The organism is Enterobacter cloacae complex sp. ECL411 (genome assembly GCF_021869665.1).
Classification (GTDB): Bacteria; Pseudomonadota; Gammaproteobacteria; order Enterobacterales; family Enterobacteriaceae; genus Enterobacter; species Enterobacter intestinihominis.
Map to the genome: position 1 here is coordinate 4,431,006 of NZ_CP091486.1, position 20,837 is coordinate 4,451,842.

Below are 20,837 nucleotides of genomic sequence, written 5' to 3' on the forward strand. Positions count from 1 at the left end.
GTGCTGACCGATCCCCGCTTTACGGCTGAAGTTGAAATCACCGTTCCGTTCCACGACGTCGATATGATGGGCGTGGTGTGGCACGGCAACTATTTCCGCTATTTTGAGATTGCCCGCGAAGCGCTGCTCAACCAGTTTGATTACGGCTATCGCCAGATGAAAGCGTCCGGCTACGTCTGGCCGGTGGTGGATACCCGGGTGAAATACCGCGACGCGGTGACCTTCGAGCAGCGCATTCGCGTCCGCGCCCATATTGAAGAGGTTGAAAACCGTCTGCGCATCGCCTATCAAATCTTCGACGCGCAAACCGGGAAACGCACCACCACCGGCTACACCATTCAGGTGGCGGTGGAAGAAGCAAGCCGGGAGATGTGCTTTGTCAGCCCGGCAATTCTGTTCGAACGCATGGGGATCGCGCCATGAAGTGGATAACGCTACTCGCGCTGCTGGTAAGCCCGCTGGTGAACGCGGTCACGCTGGATGAACTGCAACAGCGGTTTGCGGAGCAACCGGTGGTGCGCGCACACTTCGAACAGACCCGCACGATCAAGGACATGCCTCAGCCCCTGCGCTCGCAGGGGGAGATGCTGATCGCCCGTGACAATGGCCTGCTGTGGGATCAAAAAGCGCCGTTCCCGATGACGCTGCTGCTGGATGACAAACGAATGGTGCAAATCGTCAACGGTCAGCCGCCGCAGACCATTACCGCCGACACTAACCCGCAGATGTTCCAGTTCAACCATCTGCTGCGGGCGCTGTTCCAGGCCGACCGCAAGGTGCTGGAAGAGAACTTCCGCATCGATTTCAAAGACCTGGGCGAAGGCCGCTGGTCGCTGGTGCTGACGCCCGTTACCACGCCGCTGGACAAGATTTTCTCCACCCTTGATTTGAAGGGCGCGATCTATCTGGAATCCATTCGCCTGAACGATAAGCAAGGCGACACGACGGATATCGCCCTCTCCCGCCACCAACTGACGCCCGCCCGCCTGACCGATGCAGAACGCCAGCGCTTTGCCGCACCGTAACGCCCTGCGCCCGGCGCTGCTGTGGGCCGCGGTATGCCTGATCCTGCTGGGCGTGCTGCTGTCGCTGCTGCCCGGCGCGCGGCTGAACAGCAGCGTGCTCGCCATGCTGCCGAAACAGACGCTCGGCGCGATCCCTCCCGCCCTCAACGACGGATTTATGCAGCGCCTCGACCGCCAGCTCATCTGGCTGGTCAGCCCCGGTAAACAGCCGGACCCGCGCGTGGCGCAGCAGTGGTTAACCCTGCTGCAACGCAGCCAGGCGCTCAGCGAGGTAAAAGGCCCGCTGGACGCCGCCGGGCAACAGGCCTGGGGAGATTTCTTCTGGCAGCACCGCAATGGCCTGGTCGATCCGGCCACCCGCGCCCGCCTGCAAAACGGCGGTGAAGCGCAGGCTCAGTGGATCCTGTCCCAGCTTTACTCCGCCTTTTCCGGCGTGAGCGGCAAGGAGCTGCAAAACGATCCGCTGATGCTGATGCGCGGCGCGCAGCTCGCGCTGGCGAAGAACAGCCAGAAGATGCAGCTGATGGACGGCTGGCTGGTGACAAAAGATGCGGCCGGGAACTACTGGTATCTGCTGCACGGCGAGCTGGCAGGCTCTTCGTTTGACATGCAGCAAACCCACCAGCTGGTGACCACCCTCAACGCGATGCAGCAGACGCTGAAAAGCCAGTATCCACAGGCGCAGCTGCTCTCGCGCGGGACGGTGTTCTACAGCGATTACGCCAGCCAGCAGGCTAAAAAAGATATTTCCACGCTCGGCGTCGCCACGGTGCTCGGGGTGATCCTGCTGATTGTGTCGGTGTTTCGCTCCGTGCGTCCGCTGCTGCTGAGCCTGCTCTCCATTGCCATCGGCGCGCTGGCGGGGACGGTCGTGACGCTCCTGCTGTTCGGTGAGCTGCACCTGATGACGCTGGTGATGAGCATGAGCATCATCGGCATCTCGGCGGACTATACGATTTACTACCTCACGGAGCGGATGGTGCACGGCGCGGAACACTCGCCCTGGCAAAGCCTGGCAAAAGTGCGTAACGCGCTGCTGCTGGCGCTGCTGACTACCGTCGTGGCGTATCTCTTCATGATGCTGGCCCCCTTCCCCGGCATTCGTCAGATGGCGGTGTTCGCCGCCGCAGGGCTGAGCGCCTCGTGCCTGACGGTAATTTTCTGGCACCCGTGGTTGTGCCGTGGCATGCCGGTTCGCCCGATCCCCCTGAGAGGGATGATGCAGCGCTGGCTGAACGCCTGGCGCGACAGCAAAGCCCTCTCCGTCGGGCTGCCGGTAGCACTGGCGCTGCTCTCCGCCATCGGGATCGCCAGCTTGCGGGTGGATGACGATATCGCCCGGCTTCAGGCGCTGCCGCAGGACATTCTGGCGCAGGAAAAAACCATCACCGCCCTGACCGGGCAAAATGTCGATCAGAAGTGGTTCGTAGTGTATGGCGCGTCGGCTCAGGAAACGCTGGAGCGGCTGGAGGCGTTTACCCCGGCGCTGGCGCAGGCGCAAAAAGCCGGAGAATTAACCCGCTGGCGCACCCTGCCGCTGAACTCGCTGGCGCGGCAGAACAGCGATCTGCAACTTCTGCGTAACGCCGCACCGACGGTGACGAAAATGCTGCAAAGCACGGGGCTGAATGCCGTCGCCCCGAATCTGAACGCCATGCCTGTCAGCGTAGAGGCGTGGCTCGCCAGCCCGGCCAGCGAGGGCTGGCGTTTGCTGTGGCTGACGCTGCCGGACGGCAAAAGCGGTGTGCTGGTCCCGGTCGATGGCGTCAGAAACAGCGCTGCGCTCGGTGAGCTGGCCGCCCGCCATCCCGGAGTCGTCTGGGTTGACCGTAAGGCCAGCTTCGACAGCCTGTTTGCACTCTACCGCGCGCTGCTGACGGGGCTGCTGGGCGTGGCGCTGGCGGTGATTGCCTGCGGCGCGGTGGTGCGCCTCGGCTGGCGAAAAGGGCTGGTGGCGCTGGTGCCGTCCGTGCTGTCGCTGGGCGGCGGGCTGGCGGCGCTGGCCGTGACGGGCCATCCGGTGAACCTGTTTTCCCTGCTGGCGCTGGTGCTGGTCCTCGGCATTGGCATCAACTACACGCTGTTTTTCAGCAACCCGCGCGGCACGCCGCTGACCTCCATGCTGGCGATTACCCTCGCCATGATGACCACCCTGCTGACGCTGGGAATGCTGGTGTTCAGCACCACTCAGGCCATCAGCAGCTTTGGCATTGTGCTGGTGAGCGGTATCTTCACCGCGTTCCTGCTCGCCCCGCTGGCGATGCCGACTAACAAAGAGAACTTACCATGACCCGTTTCATTCGCCTGGCGGCAGTGATGATGGCCCTGTTGCTGGCGGGGTGTAGCCATACGTCGAACCGCGATGACGCGCGCCCTCAGGCCTGGCTCCAGCCCGGCACCCGCGTCACGCTGCCACCGCCGGGCATCACGCCTGCCATCCGCGCGCAGCAGTTGCTTACCGGCAGTTTTAAAGGCCAGACCCAGTCGCTGCTGGTGATGCTGAACGCCGATGGAAATAAAGTGACGCTTGCCGGCCTCTCCTCCGTCGGGATCCGCCTGTTCCTCGCCACCTACGACGACACCGGGATCCACACCGAGCAGTCGGTTGTGATGCCGCAGTTGCCGCCAGCCAGCCAGGTGCTGGCCGACGTGATGCTCAGCCACTGGCCCCTCAGCGCCTGGCAGCCGCAGTTGCCGAAAGGCTGGACGCTGAACGATACTGACACCAGACGCGAACTGCGCAACCCCGATGGCAAGCTGGTCACGGAAATTGCCTACCTGAACCGTAACGGCAGGCGCGAACCGATTAGCATTGTGCAGCACGCTTTTCACTACCACATCACCATTCAATATCTGGGTGACTGAGATGATTTACCTTTCTGCCGTTGGCATGGTCAACGCGCTCGGCAACTCGGCTGATGAAATAGCGGCAAACCTGAACGCTGGCGTGGCCCCCGGGATGCACCAGCGTGCGGGCTGGCTACAGGGCCTACCCGAGGCCGTGCTGGGCGGGGTAGAGGGTGATCTTCCCCCTGTCCCCGGGTCTTTTTCTGCGCATCGAAGTCGCAACAACCAGCTGCTGCTGGCGGCGCTGGCGCAAATCCGGCCCGCCGTCGATGCGGCCATTGCGCGCGTGGGGCGCGACCGCGTGGCGGTGGTGCTGGGCACCAGCACCTCCGGACTGGACGAGGGTGATGAGTACGTGCGCCGCGCGCAGAACGGCGAGCGCAGTCCGCAGTGGCAATATCCGCAACAGGAGCTGGGCGATCCGTCGCGCTTTCTCGCCAGCTGGCTTGCGCTGGACGGCCCGGCGTATACCATCTCGACCGCCTGCTCCTCCAGCGCACGGGCGATCATCAGCTGTCGACGCCTGATCGACGCCGGTCTGGTGGACGTCGCCATCGTCGGCGGGGCCGACAGCCTGAGCCGAATGCCGGTCAACGGCTTCAACAGCCTGGAATCCTTCTCCCCGACCCTGTGCGAACCGTTTGGCCGCAACCGTCGGGGGATCACCATTGGCGAAGCGGCAGCATTGATGGTACTGACCCGCGAGCCGGGCGAGATTGCGCTCCTGGGCGCGGGGGAATCCAGCGATGCGTACCATATTTCCGCCCCACATCCGCAGGGCGAAGGGGCGATCCGCGCCATCACCCAGGCGCTGAACGAGGCGGGCATGACGGCGGCGGACGTCGGTTATATCAACCTGCACGGCACCGCCACGCCGCTGAACGATCGCATTGAGGCGCAGGTGATCCACGATCTCTTTGGCGACCGCGTGCCGTGCAGCTCCACGAAACATCTTACCGGCCACACGCTGGGTGCCGCCGGGATCACCGAGGCCGCCCTGAGCTGGCTGATCCTGACCCGAGACCTGCCGCTGCCGCCGCAGGATTTTTCCCGCTACGCGCCGGACGACACCCTGCCCGCCTTCGGCCTACTGCACCAGAGCGCACCGCTGAATAAACCAGTGATCCTGTCAAACTCCTTCGCGTTTGGCGGCAACAACGCCAGCCTTCTGCTGGGGAGAGTATGATGCGCTACTTACCACCCGGGGATTATCTTCCTCACGACACGCCGATGCTGCTGCTTGAGAGCGTGGAAAGCGTCACCGATGACCGCGCCGTTTGCAACGTGACGGTGAACGATCGGGGCGTTCTGGCGCCGTTTCTGGACGCAGGCGGCAACCTGCCCGGCTGGTTTGCGCTGGAGCTGATGGCTCAGACCGTGGGCGTCTGGTCTGAATGGCACCGGATGCAAAAAGGGCTGCCGCACTGTGCGCTGGGTATGGTGCTGGGCGCGCGCGAGCTGGTGTGCGACGCAGGGCATTTTGCCGCAGGCTGCACGCTGACCATCACCATCGAACGTCTGATGCAGGATGAGCGCTTTGGCAGCTTCGAGTGCACCATTCATGCGGACAATGTCTCCCTCGCCACGGGCCGCGTGAACACCTTCCAGCCGAGCGAGGAAGAATTAACCACACTTTTTAACCAGGGAACACCATCATGAGATCCGTACTGGTCACCGGCGCCAGCAAAGGCATTGGCCGCGCTATCGCCCTTCAGCTTGCGGCGGACGGTTTCACCGTCGGCGTGCATTACCATCGTGATGAAGCGGGCGCGCAGGAGACGCTGGAGGCGATTGTCCAGGCAGGCGGCGCGGGCCGTTTACTCACCTTTGACGTGGGCAACCGCGAGCAGTGCCGTACGGTGCTGGAACAGGCGATCGCTGACCACGGCGCGTGGTATGGCGTGGTCAGTAACGCCGGTATTACCCGCGACGGCGCATTTCCGGCGCTCAGCGACGATGACTGGGACAGCGTGATCCACACCAATCTCGACAGTTTTTATAACGTCATTCATCCCTGCATTATGCCGATGATCGGCACCCGCAAGGGCGGGCGGATCATCACCCTGTCGTCGGTGTCAGGCATTATGGGCAACCGTGGGCAGGTGAACTACAGCGCGGCGAAAGCCGGGATCATCGGCGCCACCAAAGCGCTCGCCACCGAGCTGGCAAAACGCAAAATCACCGTCAACTGCATCGCGCCGGGGCTGATTGATACCGGTATGATCGAGATGGATGAAGCCGCGCTGAACGCGGCGATGTCGATGATCCCGATGCAGCGTATGGGCCAGGCCGAGGAGGTCGCCGGGCTGGCGAGCTACCTGATGTCGGATAAAGCAGGCTATGTGACGCGACAGGTGATATCGATCAACGGAGGCATGCTATGACCCGCCGGGTAGTGATTACGGGCATGGGCGGCATCACCGCATTCGGCGAGGACTGGCCGACCATCTCGCGCCGTCTGCGCGAGTATGAAAATGCGGTACGTACCATGACGGAGTGGCAGGCGTATGACGGCCTGCAAACCCTGCTCGCCGCGCCGATTGAAGATTTCACTCTGCCCGCTCACTATACCCGTAAGCGCATTCGCGCCATGGGCCGCGTGTCGCTGCTCTCAACCCGCGCCACCGAGCTGGCGCTGGAGCAGGCGGGACTGATCGACGACGCGGTGCTGACCAACGGTCAGACCGGCATCGCCTACGGCTCGTCGACGGGCAGCACCGGACCGGTCAGCGAGTTTGCCTCCATGCTCACCGAAAAGCACACCCACAACATCGCCGGCACCACCTACGTGCAGATGATGCCGCACACCACGGCGGTGAATACCGGACTGTTCTTTGGCCTGCGCGGACGGGTGATCCCCACCTCAAGCGCCTGTACCTCTGGCAGCCAGGCGATTGGCTACGCCTGGGAAGCGATTCGTCACGGCTACCAGACCGTGATGGTGGCAGGCGGCGCGGAAGAGCTGTGCCCGTCGGAAGCGGCGGTTTTCGATACCCTGTTTGCCACCAGCCAGCGTAACGACGCGCCCAAAACCACGCCGTCGCCGTTTGACGTTCAGCGCGATGGCCTGGTGATTGGCGAAGGGGCGGGCACGCTGGTGCTGGAAGCGCTGGATCACGCCAGAGCACGCGGGGCGACAATCTATGGCGAGATCGTGGGCTTTGCCACCAACTGCGATGCGGCGCACATCACCCAGCCCCAGCGTGAAACCATGCAGGTGTGTATGGAGCAGTCGCTGGCGATGGCGGGTCTTAGCCCGCAGGACATTGGCTACATTTCTGCCCACGGCACGGCAACCGATCGCGGGGATATCGCCGAGAGTCAGGCGACCGCCGCTATTTTCGGCGACAGCGTGCCCATTTCATCCTTAAAGAGCTATTTCGGCCATACCCTGGGTGCCTGCGGCGCGCTGGAAGCCTTGCTGAGTCTGCATATGATGCGGGAGGGCTGGTTCACGCCGACGCTCAATTTAAGACAACCGGATGAGCAATGCGGCGCTTTAGATTATATTATGGGGGAAACCCGCCCGATTGATTGCGAATTTATTCAGAGCAATAACTTTGCCTTTGGCGGCATTAATACCTCGATAATCATTAAACGCTGGGCGTAACTATGTACCAGTTTGTACTGGGAAAGATCTCCACCCTTAGCGCGGACCCGCTGGCGTCAACGCTCGCAGACATGGCACCTCAGGGTGCGCGATACGCTTCCTGGCTTGCAGGCCGGACGCTGCTCGCCAGAACTTTATCCCCCTCACCGCTTCCCGAGATAATCTACGGCGAGCAGGGAAAACCGGCCTTCGCTAACGGCCATCCGCTGTGGTTTAACCTGAGCCACAGCGGGGACGACATTGCCATGCTGATAAGCGATGAAGGCGAGGTTGGCTGCGATATCGAAGTGATCCGCCCGCGGGAGAACTGGCAGGCGCTGGCGAATGCCGTTTTCAGCCTCACCGAGCATGACGAGCTGGAGCGTGAAGCGCCGGAAGAACAGCTTTCCGCATTCTGGCGCATCTGGACGCGCAAAGAGGCGATCGTCAAACAGCGTGGCGGCAGCGCGTGGCAGATTGTCAGCATTGACAGCACCGCCCAGTCGCTCCCGGTCAGCCAGCTTCGCTTCGGCTCGCTGAGCCTGGCGGTCTGTACTCCTACGCCTTTCACCTTAACGGCGGAATCGGTGACTTACTCCGGTATTTCTGCAGCATAAAAAACGGCCATTCGGGTTAAAACCGAAATGGCCGTTGTGCATTTAACGCGTTGCTAAGCTTATTTTAAATTATCTGGAAAGTTTTTTGGCAACTCGCTGGCAGCACACGCAATAACGCTATCGTCATTCGCACCGCAGTCGCGTACAAAAGTAATCGTCGCAAATTCATCAATCACTTCGGTTGGATACGCTGGCCCGGCATCACGGTAGCTGTTCATCAGCGGAATGTGATCGTTCTGGAAGCAGACGGTTTTTTCCGGATTATTCATGACCCAGCGTGGGAAGAAGATGGTGCCGTGGAACAGGCGGTCGCCCAGGTTCACAATCAGGCTCACGTCGGTACCGGTTGGCTCCGTCCAGGAAATTTTATAGATGCTTTCCCCGACGCGGACAATGTAGGCCTGCTGATCTTTCACCCAACGATTGCCCACCAGACCACTGTGAATACGGTAGTCGAGCGTGTTCTCGTTTTTAACGTAAATTTCGTAGTTCCAGCCATTGTCGTAGGTATATACCAGATGTTTGCCAACGAAGCCGCTTAAATCATGTTTATCGAAGGTGCTCATAAGATGTCTCCTTTGTTTTGATGAGACGATCGTACCCCTTCAAAAAATGAATGAATAACGCTATGTTTTAATCAAATTCATCCAAAATTTAGATTAATCATGCACAAGACGACGCTCGAACAGTGGGCCTTGCTGGAAAGAGTCATCGAGGCTGGCAGCTTCGCTAAGGCGGCGGAAGAGACCCATCGCAGCCAGTCCTCGGTCAGCTATAACCTGTCGCTTTTGCAGGAGCGGCTGGGCGTAGCGCTCCTGATGACAGAGGGACGCCGTGCCGTGCTGACCCCGGCGGGTGAGCTGTTGCTGAATCAGGTTAAACCGCTGCTGAAAGCCTTCGCCTACGTTGAAACGCGCGCTGCAACCCTGCGCAGCGGGATGCGAACCCGTATCGACCTGATGGTAGACAGTATTTTTCCGCGCAGCCGGCTGTTCGCGATTTTGCGCCAGTTTCAGCAGCTGTACCCGCAAACGCAGGTGCGGCTTACCGAGGTGCTGGAAAACAGCCGCGCAGATGCGCTCAATGATGAGGCCGACGTGATGGTCTTAACCCGCCGCCAGGACATTACCGGCCTGGGCGAATGGCTGATGAATATCGATTTTGTTGCCGTCGCGCATCACGCGCACCCGCTGTTTGCGCTGGATACACCGCTTAACGACGAGATGCTTCGACCGTGGCCGCGCATTCAGATCGCAGACAGCCAGCCCACCGTTCGCCCCACCGGGGAGTCGTGGACATTCTCCACCATCGATGCCGCGATCGAAGCAGTGATGTATCAGGTTGGATATGGCTGGTTACCGGAAGAACGCATTCAGACCCCGCTCCAGCAGGGCATCCTCAAAATCCTGCCCCTCAGCCACGGCGTTCGACGCGCCACGCCGCTGCACCTCATCGTTAAACGCTCCCTCAGCCCGCTGGACGAGCAGGTTGAGACGCTGTTGCGCCTTTTTAAACAGGAGCCGTCATCGTCAACTGCTACGCTTTAAGTTTTGAACCATAAAACGGCAAGGAGTGAACGATGAAAATCGATTTAACGGGGAAAGTAGCGCTGGTGACCGCGTCCACCGGCGGTATTGGGTTTGCCATCGCCCGCGGACTGGCGGAGAGCGGTGCGGAAGTGATCGTCAACGGGCGCAGCGTCGACTCGGTGAACAAAGGCATTCAGGCGCTCCAGCAGGTGGTGCCAGGCGTACAGGTCCGTGCCGCCATCGCCGACCTGAGCTCGCAGGAGGGCGTTGACGAACTGCTCAGGGTCGCCACGCACGTCGATATTCTGGTGAATAACGCCGGGATCTATGGCCAGCAGGATTTTTATTCCACCGACGACGAGACCTGGGAACGCTACTGGCAAACCAACGTGATGTCCGGCGTGCGCCTCTCCCGTGCCCTGCTGCCCGGTATGGTACAAAAAGGCTGGGGTCGGGTAGTGTTTATCTCGTCAGAATCGGCCTGCAATATTCCTGCGGATATGATCCACTATGGCGTGACAAAAACCGCCCAGCTCTCGCTGGCGCGCGGTCTGGCGAAGTTCGTGGCAGGCAGCGGCGTCACGGTGAACAGCGTGCTGCCGGGCCCGACAATGTCGGACGGTTTTGCCGCAATGATGAAAGACGAGATGGAGAGAACCGGCAAATCGCTGGAGCAGCTGGCGAAAGCGTTCGTGATGGAGAATCGCCCCAGCTCGGTTATTCAGCGCGCCGCAACGGTAGAAGAAGTGGCGAATATGGTGGTGTATGTCTGTTCCATGCAGGCCTCCGCGACTTCCGGCGCGGCGCTGCGCGTTGACGGTGGCGTGGTGGATGACATAGTTTGACCCGTCAGGCCACAGGTTCGAGAAAAAATGAGATCGGATAGAAGGACTGTGAAGGTAAAGCAGGTAAACTAGTGAACAGAATGTGTATTTCAGCTAAGACGTATTTATGACCAATATGATTGCCGACGAAGCCGTGGCGAAGTCCAGCGTGCTCTCTGTCTTTGACTTTGATGGTACGTTGACGCACCACGACAGTTTTATTCCGTTCCTGCGCTTTGCCTTTGGCAAGCGCTACTTTGCGGGTCGCCTGGTGCGCATGGCCCTGCCCACGCTGCACTGCGTGCGTCGCAAGCTGACGCGTGATGAGCTGAAAGAGGTGTTGATCAAAACCTTCCTGACGGGGGTGGATGAGCACTGGTTACGTCAGCAGGCAGAGGCCTTCTGTGAAAAATACTGGAACAAGCTGATGCGCCCGGAAGGGGTCATGGCTGTCGCCAACGAAGTTAATTCCGGTGCGGAAGTGACGATTTGCTCCGCCTCCCCGGCGCTGGTATTGCAGCCGTGGGCCGATAAGCTCGGCATTAAGCTGATTGGCACGCAGCTGGAAGTGAAAGACGGCAAGCTGACCGGGCGGATCACCGGCAACAACTGCCGCTGCGCGCAGAAAGTGGCGAGGCTGGAAAAGGTGTATGGCGATCTGAACGCATATCACCTGCGCGCCTGGGGCGACACACGTGGCGACCACGAGCTGCTGGCGGCGGCGCAGGATCCGCACTGGCGCCATTTCCATCATCCGCGCAAGCGCCGAAACTCACCGATAATAAAGTAGCCTTTTGCCGGGTGGCGGTTGCGCCTTACCCGGCCTACATCCCAATCGTAGGCCCGGTAAGCGAAGGGTATGAACCGGAAACATGGGTAACACTTTAGACCGGATACATGGGTAACAGTTATAACTGGCATAGAAGAGGAGACTCGCTATGCCCTGGACTGAGACGCGACCTATGCAACGCCTTGATTTCATCCGTGCCTGCCATGCAGGTACGGATTCTTTTTCTGCCCTCTGCCGTCTCTTCGGCATCAGTCGAAAAACCGGTTACAAATGGCTTCAGCGTTTTGACCCCTCTGACCTGTCATCTCTCTCTGACCGGTCGCGTGCTCCGCACTCCCACTCCCGGACAGTTCCTGATGATATCGCCGGGCAGCTTACGGCCCTGAGGCAAAAACACCCTGACTGGGGCCCCAAAAAACTGCGGATGTGGCTGCTCAATCATCACGTCGATTTTACCGTCCCCGCTGCCAGTACTATCGGCGATATCCTCAAGCGTGAAGGCCTGGTTCCGGATAAAAAGCGAAAACGCAGAACCCCGGGCAATCGCCAGCCCCTGACCATCATCAGTGAGAACAATCAGGTCTGGAGCGCTGATTTTAAAGGCAAGTTCAGGCTGCTGAGCCGGAAATACTGTCATCCCTTCACCCTCACCGACAATCACAGCCGGTATCTTCTGAGCTGCCGGGGAGCAGACCGGGAGAGCGAGCCCTTCGTCAGGCAGTGCCTGACGGATGCGTTCCTGGAGTACGGTCTGCCGGAAGTCCTGAGAACGGATAATGGTCAGCCTTTCGCAGGAACAGGTATCGCCGGGTTAAGTCGCCTTGCAGTCTGGCTGATAAAGCTGGGCATCAGACCGGAACGCATCAGAAAGGGGCATCCGGAAGAAAACGGCCGTCATGAGCGAATGCATCGTTCGCTGAAAAGTGCAGTAAAACAGGGCAACATATTTATGACGATGGAAGAACAACAGCGGTGGTTCAGTGGCTACCGGGAAGAGTTTAACTATGAAAGGCCACATGAAGCCCTGGCGGGTGCAACGCCCGGAACGGTATGGCAACCCTCAGGCCGGCACTGGGATGGCAGGGTTCCTGAATATGCTTATCCGGAAGGAGGTACGGTCTACAGGGTGAAATCAAGGGGGACACTCTATATGGGGAAAAAGGGGACGGTGTTCCTGAGTGAAGCGCTGACTGATGAGTACATCATGCTGGAAGAACAAGATGATGGCCTGGAGGCCATCATCTTTAATGGAATAACGCTTGCGTACTACGACCGAAAAACCCAGAGTGTGCTCCGGATAGACTGAAAAGTGTTACCTATGTTCCCGGTCTGATCTGTTACCTATGTATCCGGTCATACAGAAGCGCCACCGGGCGATACATCAGGCCTCACGTTTCCCCGGGAACATCACGCTCGCAATAATCCCCAGCGCCAGTACCCCCAGCACCACAAACAGGCTTGCCGTGGCACCGATGTTATAACCGTGATGCCAGAAGTGATCGGTCGCATTCAGCCCCAGCTTGAACGCCACGAAGAACAGCAGTAACACTACCGCTTTCTCAAGATGCACCAGATACTGCTTCAGCGCTTCCAGCACGAAGTAGAGGGTACGCAGGCCGAGGATCGCGAACATCATGGCGCTGTAGATAATCAGCGGCTCGCGGCTGACGGCAATGATCGCGGGAACGGAGTCGAAGGCGAACATCACGTCGGACAGCTCTACCACCGCCACGCAGAGCAGCAGCGGCGTCGCGTAGCGCTTCGCCTTCTTCACACGACCTACCATTACATCCTTGTTTTCAGGCTTCTCCAGCTCGGCGTCCACCTCTTTTTGGGTCAGGATAAACGCGTGGCTGCTGATTTTTGGCCAGACCGGATAGAAGCGTTTTACCAGGCGGTACGCCAGATGGTTGGAGTAATCCTCGACTTCATCACTCTCTTCATTGCGTTTCAGCATCATCACCGCGGTCCAGCCGACGACCAGCGCAAAAATCACCTCAACGTATGGCCCCAGGCTTAGCAGGCTGGTGCCGATGGCAACAAAAATACCGCGGAACACAATCGCCCCCAGCACGCCCCAGTAGAGCACGCGGTGACGATACTTATCCGGCACGCCGAACCAGGCGAAGATCGCCATCATCACAAACAGGTTGTCGACGGAGAGCACCTCTTCCAGTGCATAGCCGGTGAGGAACAGACTGGCCATCTCCGCGCCGTGGTGCACGTATAAGAAGCCAGCAAACGCCATCGCCATCATGACCCAGAAGATGGACCACAAGGCCGCGCTTTTCAGCGAGATCGGTTTATCGTGACGGTGCATGAAGAGGTCGATAAACATCGCCCCAACGGCCATCACCACAAAGACAACAACGGTTTCCGTCGGGAAACCGAGATGAGCAGCAGACATAGACAACCCTTTTAAGAAGACAAAACACAACACCATGCAGGCTGGCGTAAACCAGAAGTGAGAATGGGGGAGCGTGTTATTCGCCTATACCCCACAAAACCGCAGCTCTTTGGCTGCGCAAGGTGTGTACTTTACCTCACAACGGGGGGTGGCGCATCTGTCGTTTAGGCTCACGAGGTAAAGCTCGTTAACTGTGAGTCACGTCTTATTTACATCATTTAAACCTTCCATTAACTGGATAAAAAGAAGGCGCCGACGCTATAGTGGTTTTGTTTAATAAAACAGAGTTGTACCTGATAAAACCAAGAACAGACCCTGCGAGGAACACATGACAGAACATATTCGTAATGGCACTGCCGCCACTGAGGACATAGAAAGAGAGACTATGCGCAAGGTGATCTGGCGTATCCTCCCGTTTCTGATAGTCAGTTATCTGGTCTCCATTATCGATCGCGGCAATATCGGCATGGCTTCGCTACAGATGAATGAGGATCTCGGTCTCAGCAAAGCGGCGTTTGGCTTCGCCAGTAGCCTCTATTTCGTGGCGTATTTTCTGTTTGAAGTTCCAAGCAATCTGGCAATGCAGAAAGTTGGCGCACGTCTGTGGATCCCCCGCATTATGATCAGCTGGGGGGTGGTATCCATGTGTATGGCACTGGTACAAAACACGACGTCGCTTTATATCGTGCGTTTTCTGCTGGGTGCCGCGGAGGCGGGCTTCTTCCCCGGCGTCGTACTCTTTCTGACCTGGTGGATCCCTTCCCGCTACCGTGCGCGAATTATCGCGTCCTTTATGGTCGCGATCCCGCTGGCCAATTTTATTGGCTCGCCGCTGTCCGGGTTGATTCTGTCGCTGGATGGATGGCTGGGTCTGCGCGGCTGGCATCTGCTGTTTATCATTGAAGGTTTACCCGCCGTCCTGCTGGGTATTGCCGCCTGGTTTGTTCTTCGCGATCGTCCGCACCAGGCTAACTGGCTTAACGCGGAACAGAAAAAATGGCTGGAAACGACGCTTGAAACCGAGCGTCAACAGCAAAAAAATATCGGACACCAGACGACATGGCAGTTGCTCAGGCATCGTCAAATCTGGCTGCTGGCGCTGATTTACGCAGGCGCGTCATCAGCGGGCACCACCATCAGCGTCTGGTCACCGCAGCTGCTGAAATCGTTCCACCTTGATAATCTGGAGACGGGTCTGTTCAACGCCATTCCTTACGGTCTGGCATCCGTACTGATGATTGTGTGGGGACGCAGTTCGGACCGAACCAACGAACGCCGCTGGCATACCGCTCTGACCCTTTTCATTATTGCCGCAGGCGTATTTGCCGCCTTTGTCAGCGTCTCTCTTTCCGCCACCATTGTTATCCTGAGCATCATGCTGATAGGGGCGTATTCAATGAAGGGGCCTTTCTGGGCGCTGGCGTCAGGCTGGATGAGCAGCACGTCGGCGGCTGCGGGCCTGGCTGCAATTGGCGCCATCGCTAACCTTATCGGCGGTGCGGTGATGGTCAACGCTTACGGTATTATCAACGAACGGACGGGTAGCCACACGCTGGCCATGCTTCCTCTGGCGGCGTTATGCGTCACGGGGGGTATCGCGGTATTGGTGATGGGACGCCAGGCCAGCAATGCTCAGTTGCATGAAAAGCAGGTCACCCATTAGACATAACAAAAGCGGGACGCACGTCCCGCTTTATGCTTAGAGACTCTCTTCCGCAGTATCCTGCGTTTCCCCATAAAACTGCTGGCAAAAAGGCTTACTGGCCCCCATTTTCTGTGACAGGCGGCTGGCGGTGGCATGCATTAGCTGGCTGATCCCCTGTTCACGGCGATCTTCAGTCAGTCTGGAGATGGGCCCGGTCAACGCCAGCGCCGCAATCAGCTTGTCATTGACGCCGAAGACGGGCATTGCGAACGCCGCAGTATGCGGGTCACGGGCGCCTGCGGTATAGAGCGGAACAGCGGGCTTCCCCTCTGGCAGCGCGTCATTAAGGCCCCAGTGGCGAAGCACTTTACTGATGGCAGAATCGTCCAGCGGAAACTGAGTACCCGGCAGATTGCTGTGACGCAACCCGTGCGATGCTTCTGCCCGGAACAGGCACAGACGTTGCCCGCCTTCTAACACATACCAGCTGGCGCTCTCCTGAGAGGCCTGTGATAACGCCTGAAGCTCAGGCTGCACCACCCGGGAAAGATGGAAAGATTGTTCATAAAGTTTGCCAAGGTAAAGCAGACGTGGGCCAAGCGCATAATTGCCGTCATCATGCCTGACGACATAGTTCATTCGCTCAAGCGAATTCATTAACCGGTAAACCGTGGTTTTGTGATAACCCGATAGCTGCGCCAGCGCGGTCAGCGTCAGGCTCTCATCGCCGGGACGGAAGCAATCCAGTAAAGCCAGCGCCTTTTCGACCGCTACAACGCCTTCGTTACCCATCATCATCTCCTTTTCTGCTCGGCAGTGAGTGTACCTCAATTTTTGTGAGTCACTTCGTGTTTACATCACAAACGCCATCGCAGATCTGGCTAATGGGAAAGTAACACCGCTATAGTTGTTTTGTATTGTACACCTGCATTGTACACAGTAAAACAATATGGAGGCATATATGTCCGTTTCTGAAAAATCATTGATTAATCGTCAGGTCGAACGCGTATCGGCTGAACAGGTTCACCAGGCTGCCGAGTATCAGGCCGCCATTCTGGCGGATGTTGCCGGTCGCCGCGGTACACTCCATGGTCGTATCAAACCGCTCGCGCCTCACATGGCCGTTGCGGGCCCGGCAGTCACCGTGGAGGTGCGCCCGGGAGATAATCTGGCCATCCATGCCGCAATGGCCGTAGCACAGCCTGGCGATGTGTTGGTTGTTGACGGGAAAGGCGACCTGACCTGTGCGCTGCTCGGTGAGATTATGGCGACGCAGGCCCAGGCAAGCGGTATTGCGGGCATCATCATTGACGGGGCGGTACGTGATGCCGATACCCTGAGTAAAGGGCACTACCCCGTCTTCGCCGCCGGTCTTAACCCCTGTGGCCCGACAAAATCAATTCCTGGCCGGGTTAATCACCCCATCTCTATCGCTGGTGCAACGGTACGAGCCGGGGATCTGGTGGTCGCGGATATCGACGGCGTGGTGGTGATCCCGCGTGATGAAGTGCAGGCCGTTATCGCCATGGCCAAAGGGAAACTCGAAACAGAGACCCGACGTCTTGCTGCTATTCGTGAGGGCGATTTACGTCCACACTGGCTTAACGACGCGCTGCGTAAGGCAGGCATGTTATCTGACGGGGAGACGCTGTAATGGAAGATAAACGCGTTGTACTGGTCACGGGGTGCGACCTGGCGGACCAGGCTGTCAGCATGCTGCGAGACTTTGACGTGGTGTATGCCGGTCACCAGCCCACAGAAGATCAGCTGGTTACGCTGTGCGAACGGCACAATCCTGTGGCCATCCTGGTGCGTTACGGCAAAATAACCGCAAGGATCATGGATGCAGCCCCTGCATTACAGGTTATATCGAAACACGGAAGCGGCATTGACGTGATAGACCAGCCAGCGGCAGCGGCGCGTAATATCGCCGTTCGTTCCGCCCCCGGCGCCAATGCGGCAGCGGTTGCAGAACATACCTGGGCATTGATTCTGGCTTGTGCCAAATCCGTGGTCACCCTCGATAAACGCCTGCGCGACGGGCACTGGGATAAAGCCACGCACAAATCTATCGAGCTGGAAGGCATGACGCTGGGGCTTATCGGTCTGGGGGCGATTGGCTCGCGGGTTGCGCTGGTGGGGCAGGCATTCGGCATGCAGATTGTGGCGTATGATCCTTACGCTAAAACGATGCCATCTGGTTGTGAACGGGCAAACACCTTACCCGACCTTTTATCCCGTGCCGATGTTATCTCATTGCATTGTCCGCTCACTGACGACAACAGAGGAATGATCAACGCAGACACGCTCGCGCACTGTAAACGTAACGCGATTCTGGTGAACACAGCGCGCGGCGGGTTAATTAACGATGAAGCCCTGTTACACGCGCTGAAGGATGGAACCTTGCACAGCGCGGCACTCGACAGCTTTACCAGCGAGCCACTGACCGCCCCGAACCTGTGGCAGACCGTCGATAACGTCATCATTTCGCCGCATATTGGCGGCGTCAGCGCAGCGTCATACATCAAGATGGGAACCGTGGCCGCCAGCAATATTCTGGACGTTGTACACCTGGCTGACGTCGCCGTCAGCCCCTGAAATGCAATGATGAATGACCGCGCCCGCTTGTCATTTACCCTCAGCGAGTGCCTGCGCGCATGCCCAGGCACTGGCCCACGCCCACTGGAAGTTATACCCGCCGAGCCAGCCGGTCACGTCCATCACTTCACCAATGAAATAAAGACCCGGCACGTTGCGGGCTTCCATCGTGCGGGATGAGAGTTCGTGTGTATCCACGCCGCCCAGCGTCACTTCCGCCGTGCGGTAGCCTTCGGTGCCGTTTGGCTGCACGCGCCAGTTCGTCAGCGTCTCCACCAGCGTGTCCTGCTCGCGGCTGTTGAGCTGCTTAAGCGCAACATCCGGAATTTGCTCTAACACCTGCAAGCACTCCACGAGACGCTTCGGCAGCTGCATCGCCAGGGTATTTTTCAGGCTTTGATTCGGGTGCGCGGCGCGTTGCTCATTGAGGAAGGCGTCCAGATCGCAGTCCGGCACCAGGTTTACGGAGACAAACTCCCCCGGCTGCCAGTAGCTGGAGATCTGCAATACCGCTGGCCCCGAGAGACCGCGATGGGTAAAGAGCAGGTTTTCGCGGAACACCGTGCCGTCTTCGGCCGTAATGACCGACGGCACAGACACGCCGGAGAGCGTCTGAAGCTGTTCCAGCAGCGGCTTATGCAGCGTGAACGGCACCAGCCCGGCGCGCGTGGGCAGTACCTTCAGGCCAAACTGCTCGGCGATTTTGTAGCCGAACGGTGAGGCACCCAGCCCCGGCATCGAGAGGCCGCCGCTGGCGATCACCAGGTTATCGGCGCTGACGGTTTCGCCGTTGAGTTGCAGCGTGTACCCTTGCTCGTTACGGGCGACGTCCAGCACTTCGGTGCGCAGGCGCATGACTACGCCGCCTTTCTCGCACTCGGCCACCAGCATATCCACGATTTGCTGGGCAGAGTCGTCGCAGAACAGCTGTCCCAGCGTCTTCTCATGCCACGCGATGCCGTGTTTACCCACCAGTTCGATGAAATCCCACTGCGTGTAGCGCGCCAGCGCAGATTTACAAAAATGACGGTTCTGGCTCAAATAGGCCGCAGGCTCGACATAAAGATTAGTGAAATTGCAGCGCCCGCCACCGGACATCAGGATCTTGCGGCCAGGCTTTTTTCCGTTATCCAGCAGCAGCACACGACGACCCGCTTGTCCGGCCATTGCCGCACAAAACATACCCGCCGCACCGGCGCCAATTACTACGGCATCAAACCTTTCCACGTCAAAATCCTCTTCGTTAACTGCCGCGGATTGTAAAGTTTCCTCAGTGGTCGCACCAGCGTAAAAAGATATTACAAAGCCATTTCATTGATATTTAAAGATTATCTATTCAGGCACATTTCTCAAATCAGGTGGTATGTCAAAAAAAGTCTATATTTCACTTTGCCCGTTGCGCATTTGTCCTGGATAATGCGCCGCGTTCATGTCCTCAAAATGGCGTAACGTCCTATGCTACATTTGTTTGCCGGCCTGGATTTACATACCGGGCTTTTATTATTGCTTGCTCTGGTTTTTGTGCTGTTTTACGAAGCGATCAATGGCTTCCACGACACTGCAAACGCAGTTGCAACGGTTATCTACACTCGCGCAATGCGATCGCAGCTTGCGGTCGTTATGGCGGCGGTATTTAACTTTTTTGGTGTCCTCCTGGGCGGACTGAGCGTTGCCTATGCCATTGTGCATATGCTGCCAACGGATCTGCTGCTTAACGTGAGTTCCGGTCATGGCCTGGCCATGGTGTTCTCAATGCTGCTTGCTGCGATTATCTGGAACCTCGGTACCTGGTATTTCGGCCTGCCGGCATCCAGCTCTCACACCCTTATCGGCGCGATTATCGGTATCGGTTTAACTAACGCCCTGATGACCGGTACATCGGTTGTTGATGCGCTGAACCTTCCTAAAGTACTGGGTATTTTCGGCTCTCTGATCATCTCCCCTATCGTCGGTCTGGTGGTAGCAGGTGGATTGATTTTCATCCTGCGTCGCTACTGGAGCAACACGAAGAAACGTGCACGTATCCACCTGACGCCAGCAGAGCGTGAGAAGAAAGACGGCAAGAAAAAGCCGCCGTTCTGGACGCGTATCGCGCTGATCATTTCCGCTATCGGCGTCGCCTTCTCTCATGGCGCGAACGATGGTCAGAAAGGTATCGGTCTGGTGATGCTGGTTCTGATTGGCGTCGCACCGGCAGGCTTCGTGGTTAACATGAACGCCTCTGGCTATGAGATCACCCGTACCCGTGATGCGGTAAACAACGTTGAGACTTACTTCCAGCAGCATCCTGATTTGCTGAAGAAAGCGACCGGCGTAGACCAGTTGATCCCTTCTCCTGACTCTGGCGCACTGACTGCACCGGGCGAGTTCCATTGCCACCCGGCAAACGCGATTAACGCGCTGGAACGTGCGAAAGGCATGCTGGCCGATATCGAAAGCTACGACAAACTGGCTGTAGAACAGCGTGGTCAGCTGCGTCGTATCATGCTCTGTATCTCCGACGTGACCGATAAAGTCGCGAAGCTGCCAGAGGTCAATGCTGACGATAAGCGTCTGCTGAAGAAACTGAAAGGCGATATGCTCAACACCATTGAGTACGCGCCAATCTGGATCATCATGGCGGTCGCGTTGGCGCTGGGTATCGGTACGATGATTGGCTGGCGTCGTGTGGCGACCACCATCGGTGAGAAGATCGGTAAGAAAGGCATGACCTATGCTCAGGGCATGTCCGCGCAGATGACGGCGGCAGTGTCTATCGGTCTGGCGAGCTACACCGGTATGCCAGTCTCCACCACCCACGTACTCTCTTCGTCCGTGGCAGGTACCATGATTGTTGACGGCGGCGGTTTGCAGCGTAAAACCGTGACCAACATTCTGATGGCCTGGGTGTTCACCCTCCCGGCGTCCATCCTGCTGTCTGGCGGTCTGTACTGGATTTCGCTGAAGCTAATTTAATCGGCTGAAGG

At 58.3% G+C, this 20,837-nt stretch carries 21 protein-coding genes; 17 read left to right on the plus strand and 4 right to left on the minus strand.

The annotated features are described in order from the left end of the window. Genes L3069_RS21315 through acpT form a run of 9 tightly spaced genes read left to right on the plus strand, consistent with a single transcriptional unit; the run spans nucleotide 1 to nucleotide 8,078 of the window. Entirely contained in the window at nucleotides 1–423 is a 423-nt protein-coding gene (locus L3069_RS21315) for a thioesterase family protein (RefSeq protein ID WP_006812302.1), read from the plus strand. Further along, nucleotides 420–1,025 carry an outer membrane lipoprotein carrier protein LolA gene (locus L3069_RS21320; protein WP_017384113.1) on the plus strand — a complete coding sequence of 202 codons (606 nt, stop codon included), beginning with the start codon at nucleotides 420–422 and terminating at the stop codon, nucleotides 1,023–1,025. Before L3069_RS21315 ends, L3069_RS21320 begins: the two co-directional genes overlap by 4 nt. Further along, nucleotides 994–3,315 (plus strand): MMPL family transporter, encoded by a 2,322-nt coding sequence (locus tag L3069_RS21325; RefSeq protein ID WP_038416877.1) that lies wholly within the window; start codon nucleotides 994–996, stop codon nucleotides 3,313–3,315. The genes L3069_RS21320 and L3069_RS21325 overlap by 32 nt, the downstream gene beginning before the upstream one ends. After that, nucleotides 3,312–3,890 carry a DUF3261 domain-containing protein gene (locus L3069_RS21330; RefSeq protein WP_032626841.1) on the plus strand — a complete coding sequence of 193 codons (579 nt, stop codon included), beginning with the start codon at nucleotides 3,312–3,314 and terminating at the stop codon, nucleotides 3,888–3,890. Before L3069_RS21325 ends, L3069_RS21330 begins: the two co-directional genes overlap by 4 nt. Before the next feature lies 1 nt (nucleotide 3,891). Beyond that, entirely contained in the window at nucleotides 3,892–5,058 is a 1,167-nt protein-coding gene (locus L3069_RS21335; protein ID WP_038416878.1) for a beta-ketoacyl-[acyl-carrier-protein] synthase family protein, read from the plus strand. Then, nucleotides 5,058–5,531 carry a 3-hydroxy-fatty acyl-ACP dehydratase gene (locus L3069_RS21340; RefSeq protein ID WP_038417084.1) on the plus strand — a complete coding sequence of 158 codons (474 nt, stop codon included), beginning with the start codon at nucleotides 5,058–5,060 and terminating at the stop codon, nucleotides 5,529–5,531. Before L3069_RS21335 ends, L3069_RS21340 begins: the two co-directional genes overlap by 1 nt. Further along, complete coding sequence (locus tag L3069_RS21345; RefSeq protein ID WP_032626847.1) at nucleotides 5,525–6,256, plus strand: 3-ketoacyl-ACP reductase FabG2; 732 nt, start codon at nucleotides 5,525–5,527, stop codon at nucleotides 6,254–6,256. The genes L3069_RS21340 and L3069_RS21345 overlap by 7 nt, the downstream gene beginning before the upstream one ends. Further along, entirely contained in the window at nucleotides 6,253–7,482 is a 1,230-nt protein-coding gene (locus L3069_RS21350) for a beta-ketoacyl-ACP synthase (protein WP_236901897.1), read from the plus strand. The genes L3069_RS21345 and L3069_RS21350 overlap by 4 nt, the downstream gene beginning before the upstream one ends. A gap of 2 nt (nucleotides 7,483–7,484) precedes the next feature. After that, complete coding sequence (gene acpT, locus L3069_RS21355) at nucleotides 7,485–8,078, plus strand: 4'-phosphopantetheinyl transferase AcpT (protein WP_022649693.1); 594 nt, start codon at nucleotides 7,485–7,487, stop codon at nucleotides 8,076–8,078. A 59-nt stretch (nucleotides 8,079–8,137) separates the two neighbouring features. Here acpT and L3069_RS21360 read toward each other — a convergent pair whose 3' ends face one another. Further along, nucleotides 8,138–8,644, minus strand: a complete 507-nt coding sequence (locus L3069_RS21360; RefSeq protein ID WP_022649694.1) for a phenolic acid decarboxylase — start codon at nucleotides 8,642–8,644, stop codon at nucleotides 8,138–8,140. A 99-nt stretch (nucleotides 8,645–8,743) separates the two neighbouring features. Between L3069_RS21360 and L3069_RS21365 the strand changes: the two genes are divergently transcribed. The 4 genes from L3069_RS21365 (at nucleotide 8,744) to L3069_RS21380 (ending at nucleotide 12,527) form a co-directional block, all read left to right on the plus strand. Next, nucleotides 8,744–9,625 carry a LysR family transcriptional regulator gene (locus tag L3069_RS21365; RefSeq protein ID WP_023298821.1) on the plus strand — a complete coding sequence of 294 codons (882 nt, stop codon included), beginning with the start codon at nucleotides 8,744–8,746 and terminating at the stop codon, nucleotides 9,623–9,625. A gap of 32 nt (nucleotides 9,626–9,657) precedes the next feature. After that, nucleotides 9,658–10,452 (plus strand): SDR family NAD(P)-dependent oxidoreductase, encoded by a 795-nt coding sequence (locus tag L3069_RS21370; RefSeq protein WP_022649696.1) that lies wholly within the window; start codon nucleotides 9,658–9,660, stop codon nucleotides 10,450–10,452. A 106-nt stretch (nucleotides 10,453–10,558) separates the two neighbouring features. Next, the gene (locus L3069_RS21375) at nucleotides 10,559–11,221 is read left to right on the plus strand and encodes an HAD family hydrolase (RefSeq protein ID WP_063201337.1); all 663 of its coding nucleotides are present in this window, start codon (nucleotides 10,559–10,561) and stop codon (nucleotides 11,219–11,221) included. A 148-nt stretch (nucleotides 11,222–11,369) separates the two neighbouring features. Beyond that, nucleotides 11,370–12,527 carry a DDE-type integrase/transposase/recombinase gene (locus tag L3069_RS21380; protein ID WP_023305267.1) on the plus strand — a complete coding sequence of 386 codons (1,158 nt, stop codon included), beginning with the start codon at nucleotides 11,370–11,372 and terminating at the stop codon, nucleotides 12,525–12,527. A 75-nt stretch (nucleotides 12,528–12,602) separates the two neighbouring features. Here the strand turns inward: L3069_RS21380 and L3069_RS21385 are convergent, their stop codons facing one another. After that, nucleotides 12,603–13,628, minus strand: coding sequence for a TerC/Alx family metal homeostasis membrane protein (locus L3069_RS21385; RefSeq protein WP_038416880.1), 1,026 nt, complete (start codon nucleotides 13,626–13,628; stop codon nucleotides 12,603–12,605). Between the two features lie 328 nt (nucleotides 13,629–13,956). Between L3069_RS21385 and L3069_RS21390 the strand changes: the two genes are divergently transcribed. Beyond that, nucleotides 13,957–15,291 carry an MFS transporter gene (locus L3069_RS21390; RefSeq protein WP_022649699.1) on the plus strand — a complete coding sequence of 445 codons (1,335 nt, stop codon included), beginning with the start codon at nucleotides 13,957–13,959 and terminating at the stop codon, nucleotides 15,289–15,291. Nucleotides 15,292–15,327: 36 nt separating this feature from the next. Here the strand turns inward: L3069_RS21390 and L3069_RS21395 are convergent, their stop codons facing one another. Beyond that, nucleotides 15,328–16,065: an IclR family transcriptional regulator gene (locus L3069_RS21395; RefSeq protein WP_038416881.1), complete on the minus strand. Its 738-nt coding sequence runs from the start codon at nucleotides 16,063–16,065 to the stop codon at nucleotides 15,328–15,330. A 169-nt stretch (nucleotides 16,066–16,234) separates the two neighbouring features. Here L3069_RS21395 and L3069_RS21400 point away from each other — a divergent pair, with 169 nt between their 5' ends. Together L3069_RS21400 and L3069_RS21405 are read left to right on the plus strand one after the other, a co-directional pair. Further along, nucleotides 16,235–16,927: an RraA family protein gene (locus L3069_RS21400; protein WP_022649701.1), complete on the plus strand. Its 693-nt coding sequence runs from the start codon at nucleotides 16,235–16,237 to the stop codon at nucleotides 16,925–16,927. Continuing rightward, on the plus strand, nucleotides 16,927–17,871 hold the full coding sequence (locus L3069_RS21405) for a hydroxyacid dehydrogenase (protein ID WP_038416882.1): 945 nt from the start codon (nucleotides 16,927–16,929) through the stop codon (nucleotides 17,869–17,871). The genes L3069_RS21400 and L3069_RS21405 overlap by 1 nt, the downstream gene beginning before the upstream one ends. 30 nt (nucleotides 17,872–17,901) lie before the next feature. On the opposite strand, the gene L3069_RS21410 is transcribed toward L3069_RS21405, so the two are convergent. After that, the gene (locus tag L3069_RS21410; RefSeq protein WP_038416883.1) at nucleotides 17,902–19,098 is read right to left on the minus strand and encodes an NAD(P)/FAD-dependent oxidoreductase; all 1,197 of its coding nucleotides are present in this window, start codon (nucleotides 19,096–19,098) and stop codon (nucleotides 17,902–17,904) included. 228 nt (nucleotides 19,099–19,326) lie between these two features. Between L3069_RS21410 and pitA the strand changes: the two genes are divergently transcribed. Then, nucleotides 19,327–20,826 carry an inorganic phosphate transporter PitA gene (pitA, locus tag L3069_RS21415; protein ID WP_022649706.1) on the plus strand — a complete coding sequence of 500 codons (1,500 nt, stop codon included), beginning with the start codon at nucleotides 19,327–19,329 and terminating at the stop codon, nucleotides 20,824–20,826. Nucleotides 20,827–20,837: the final 11 nt, after the last annotated feature.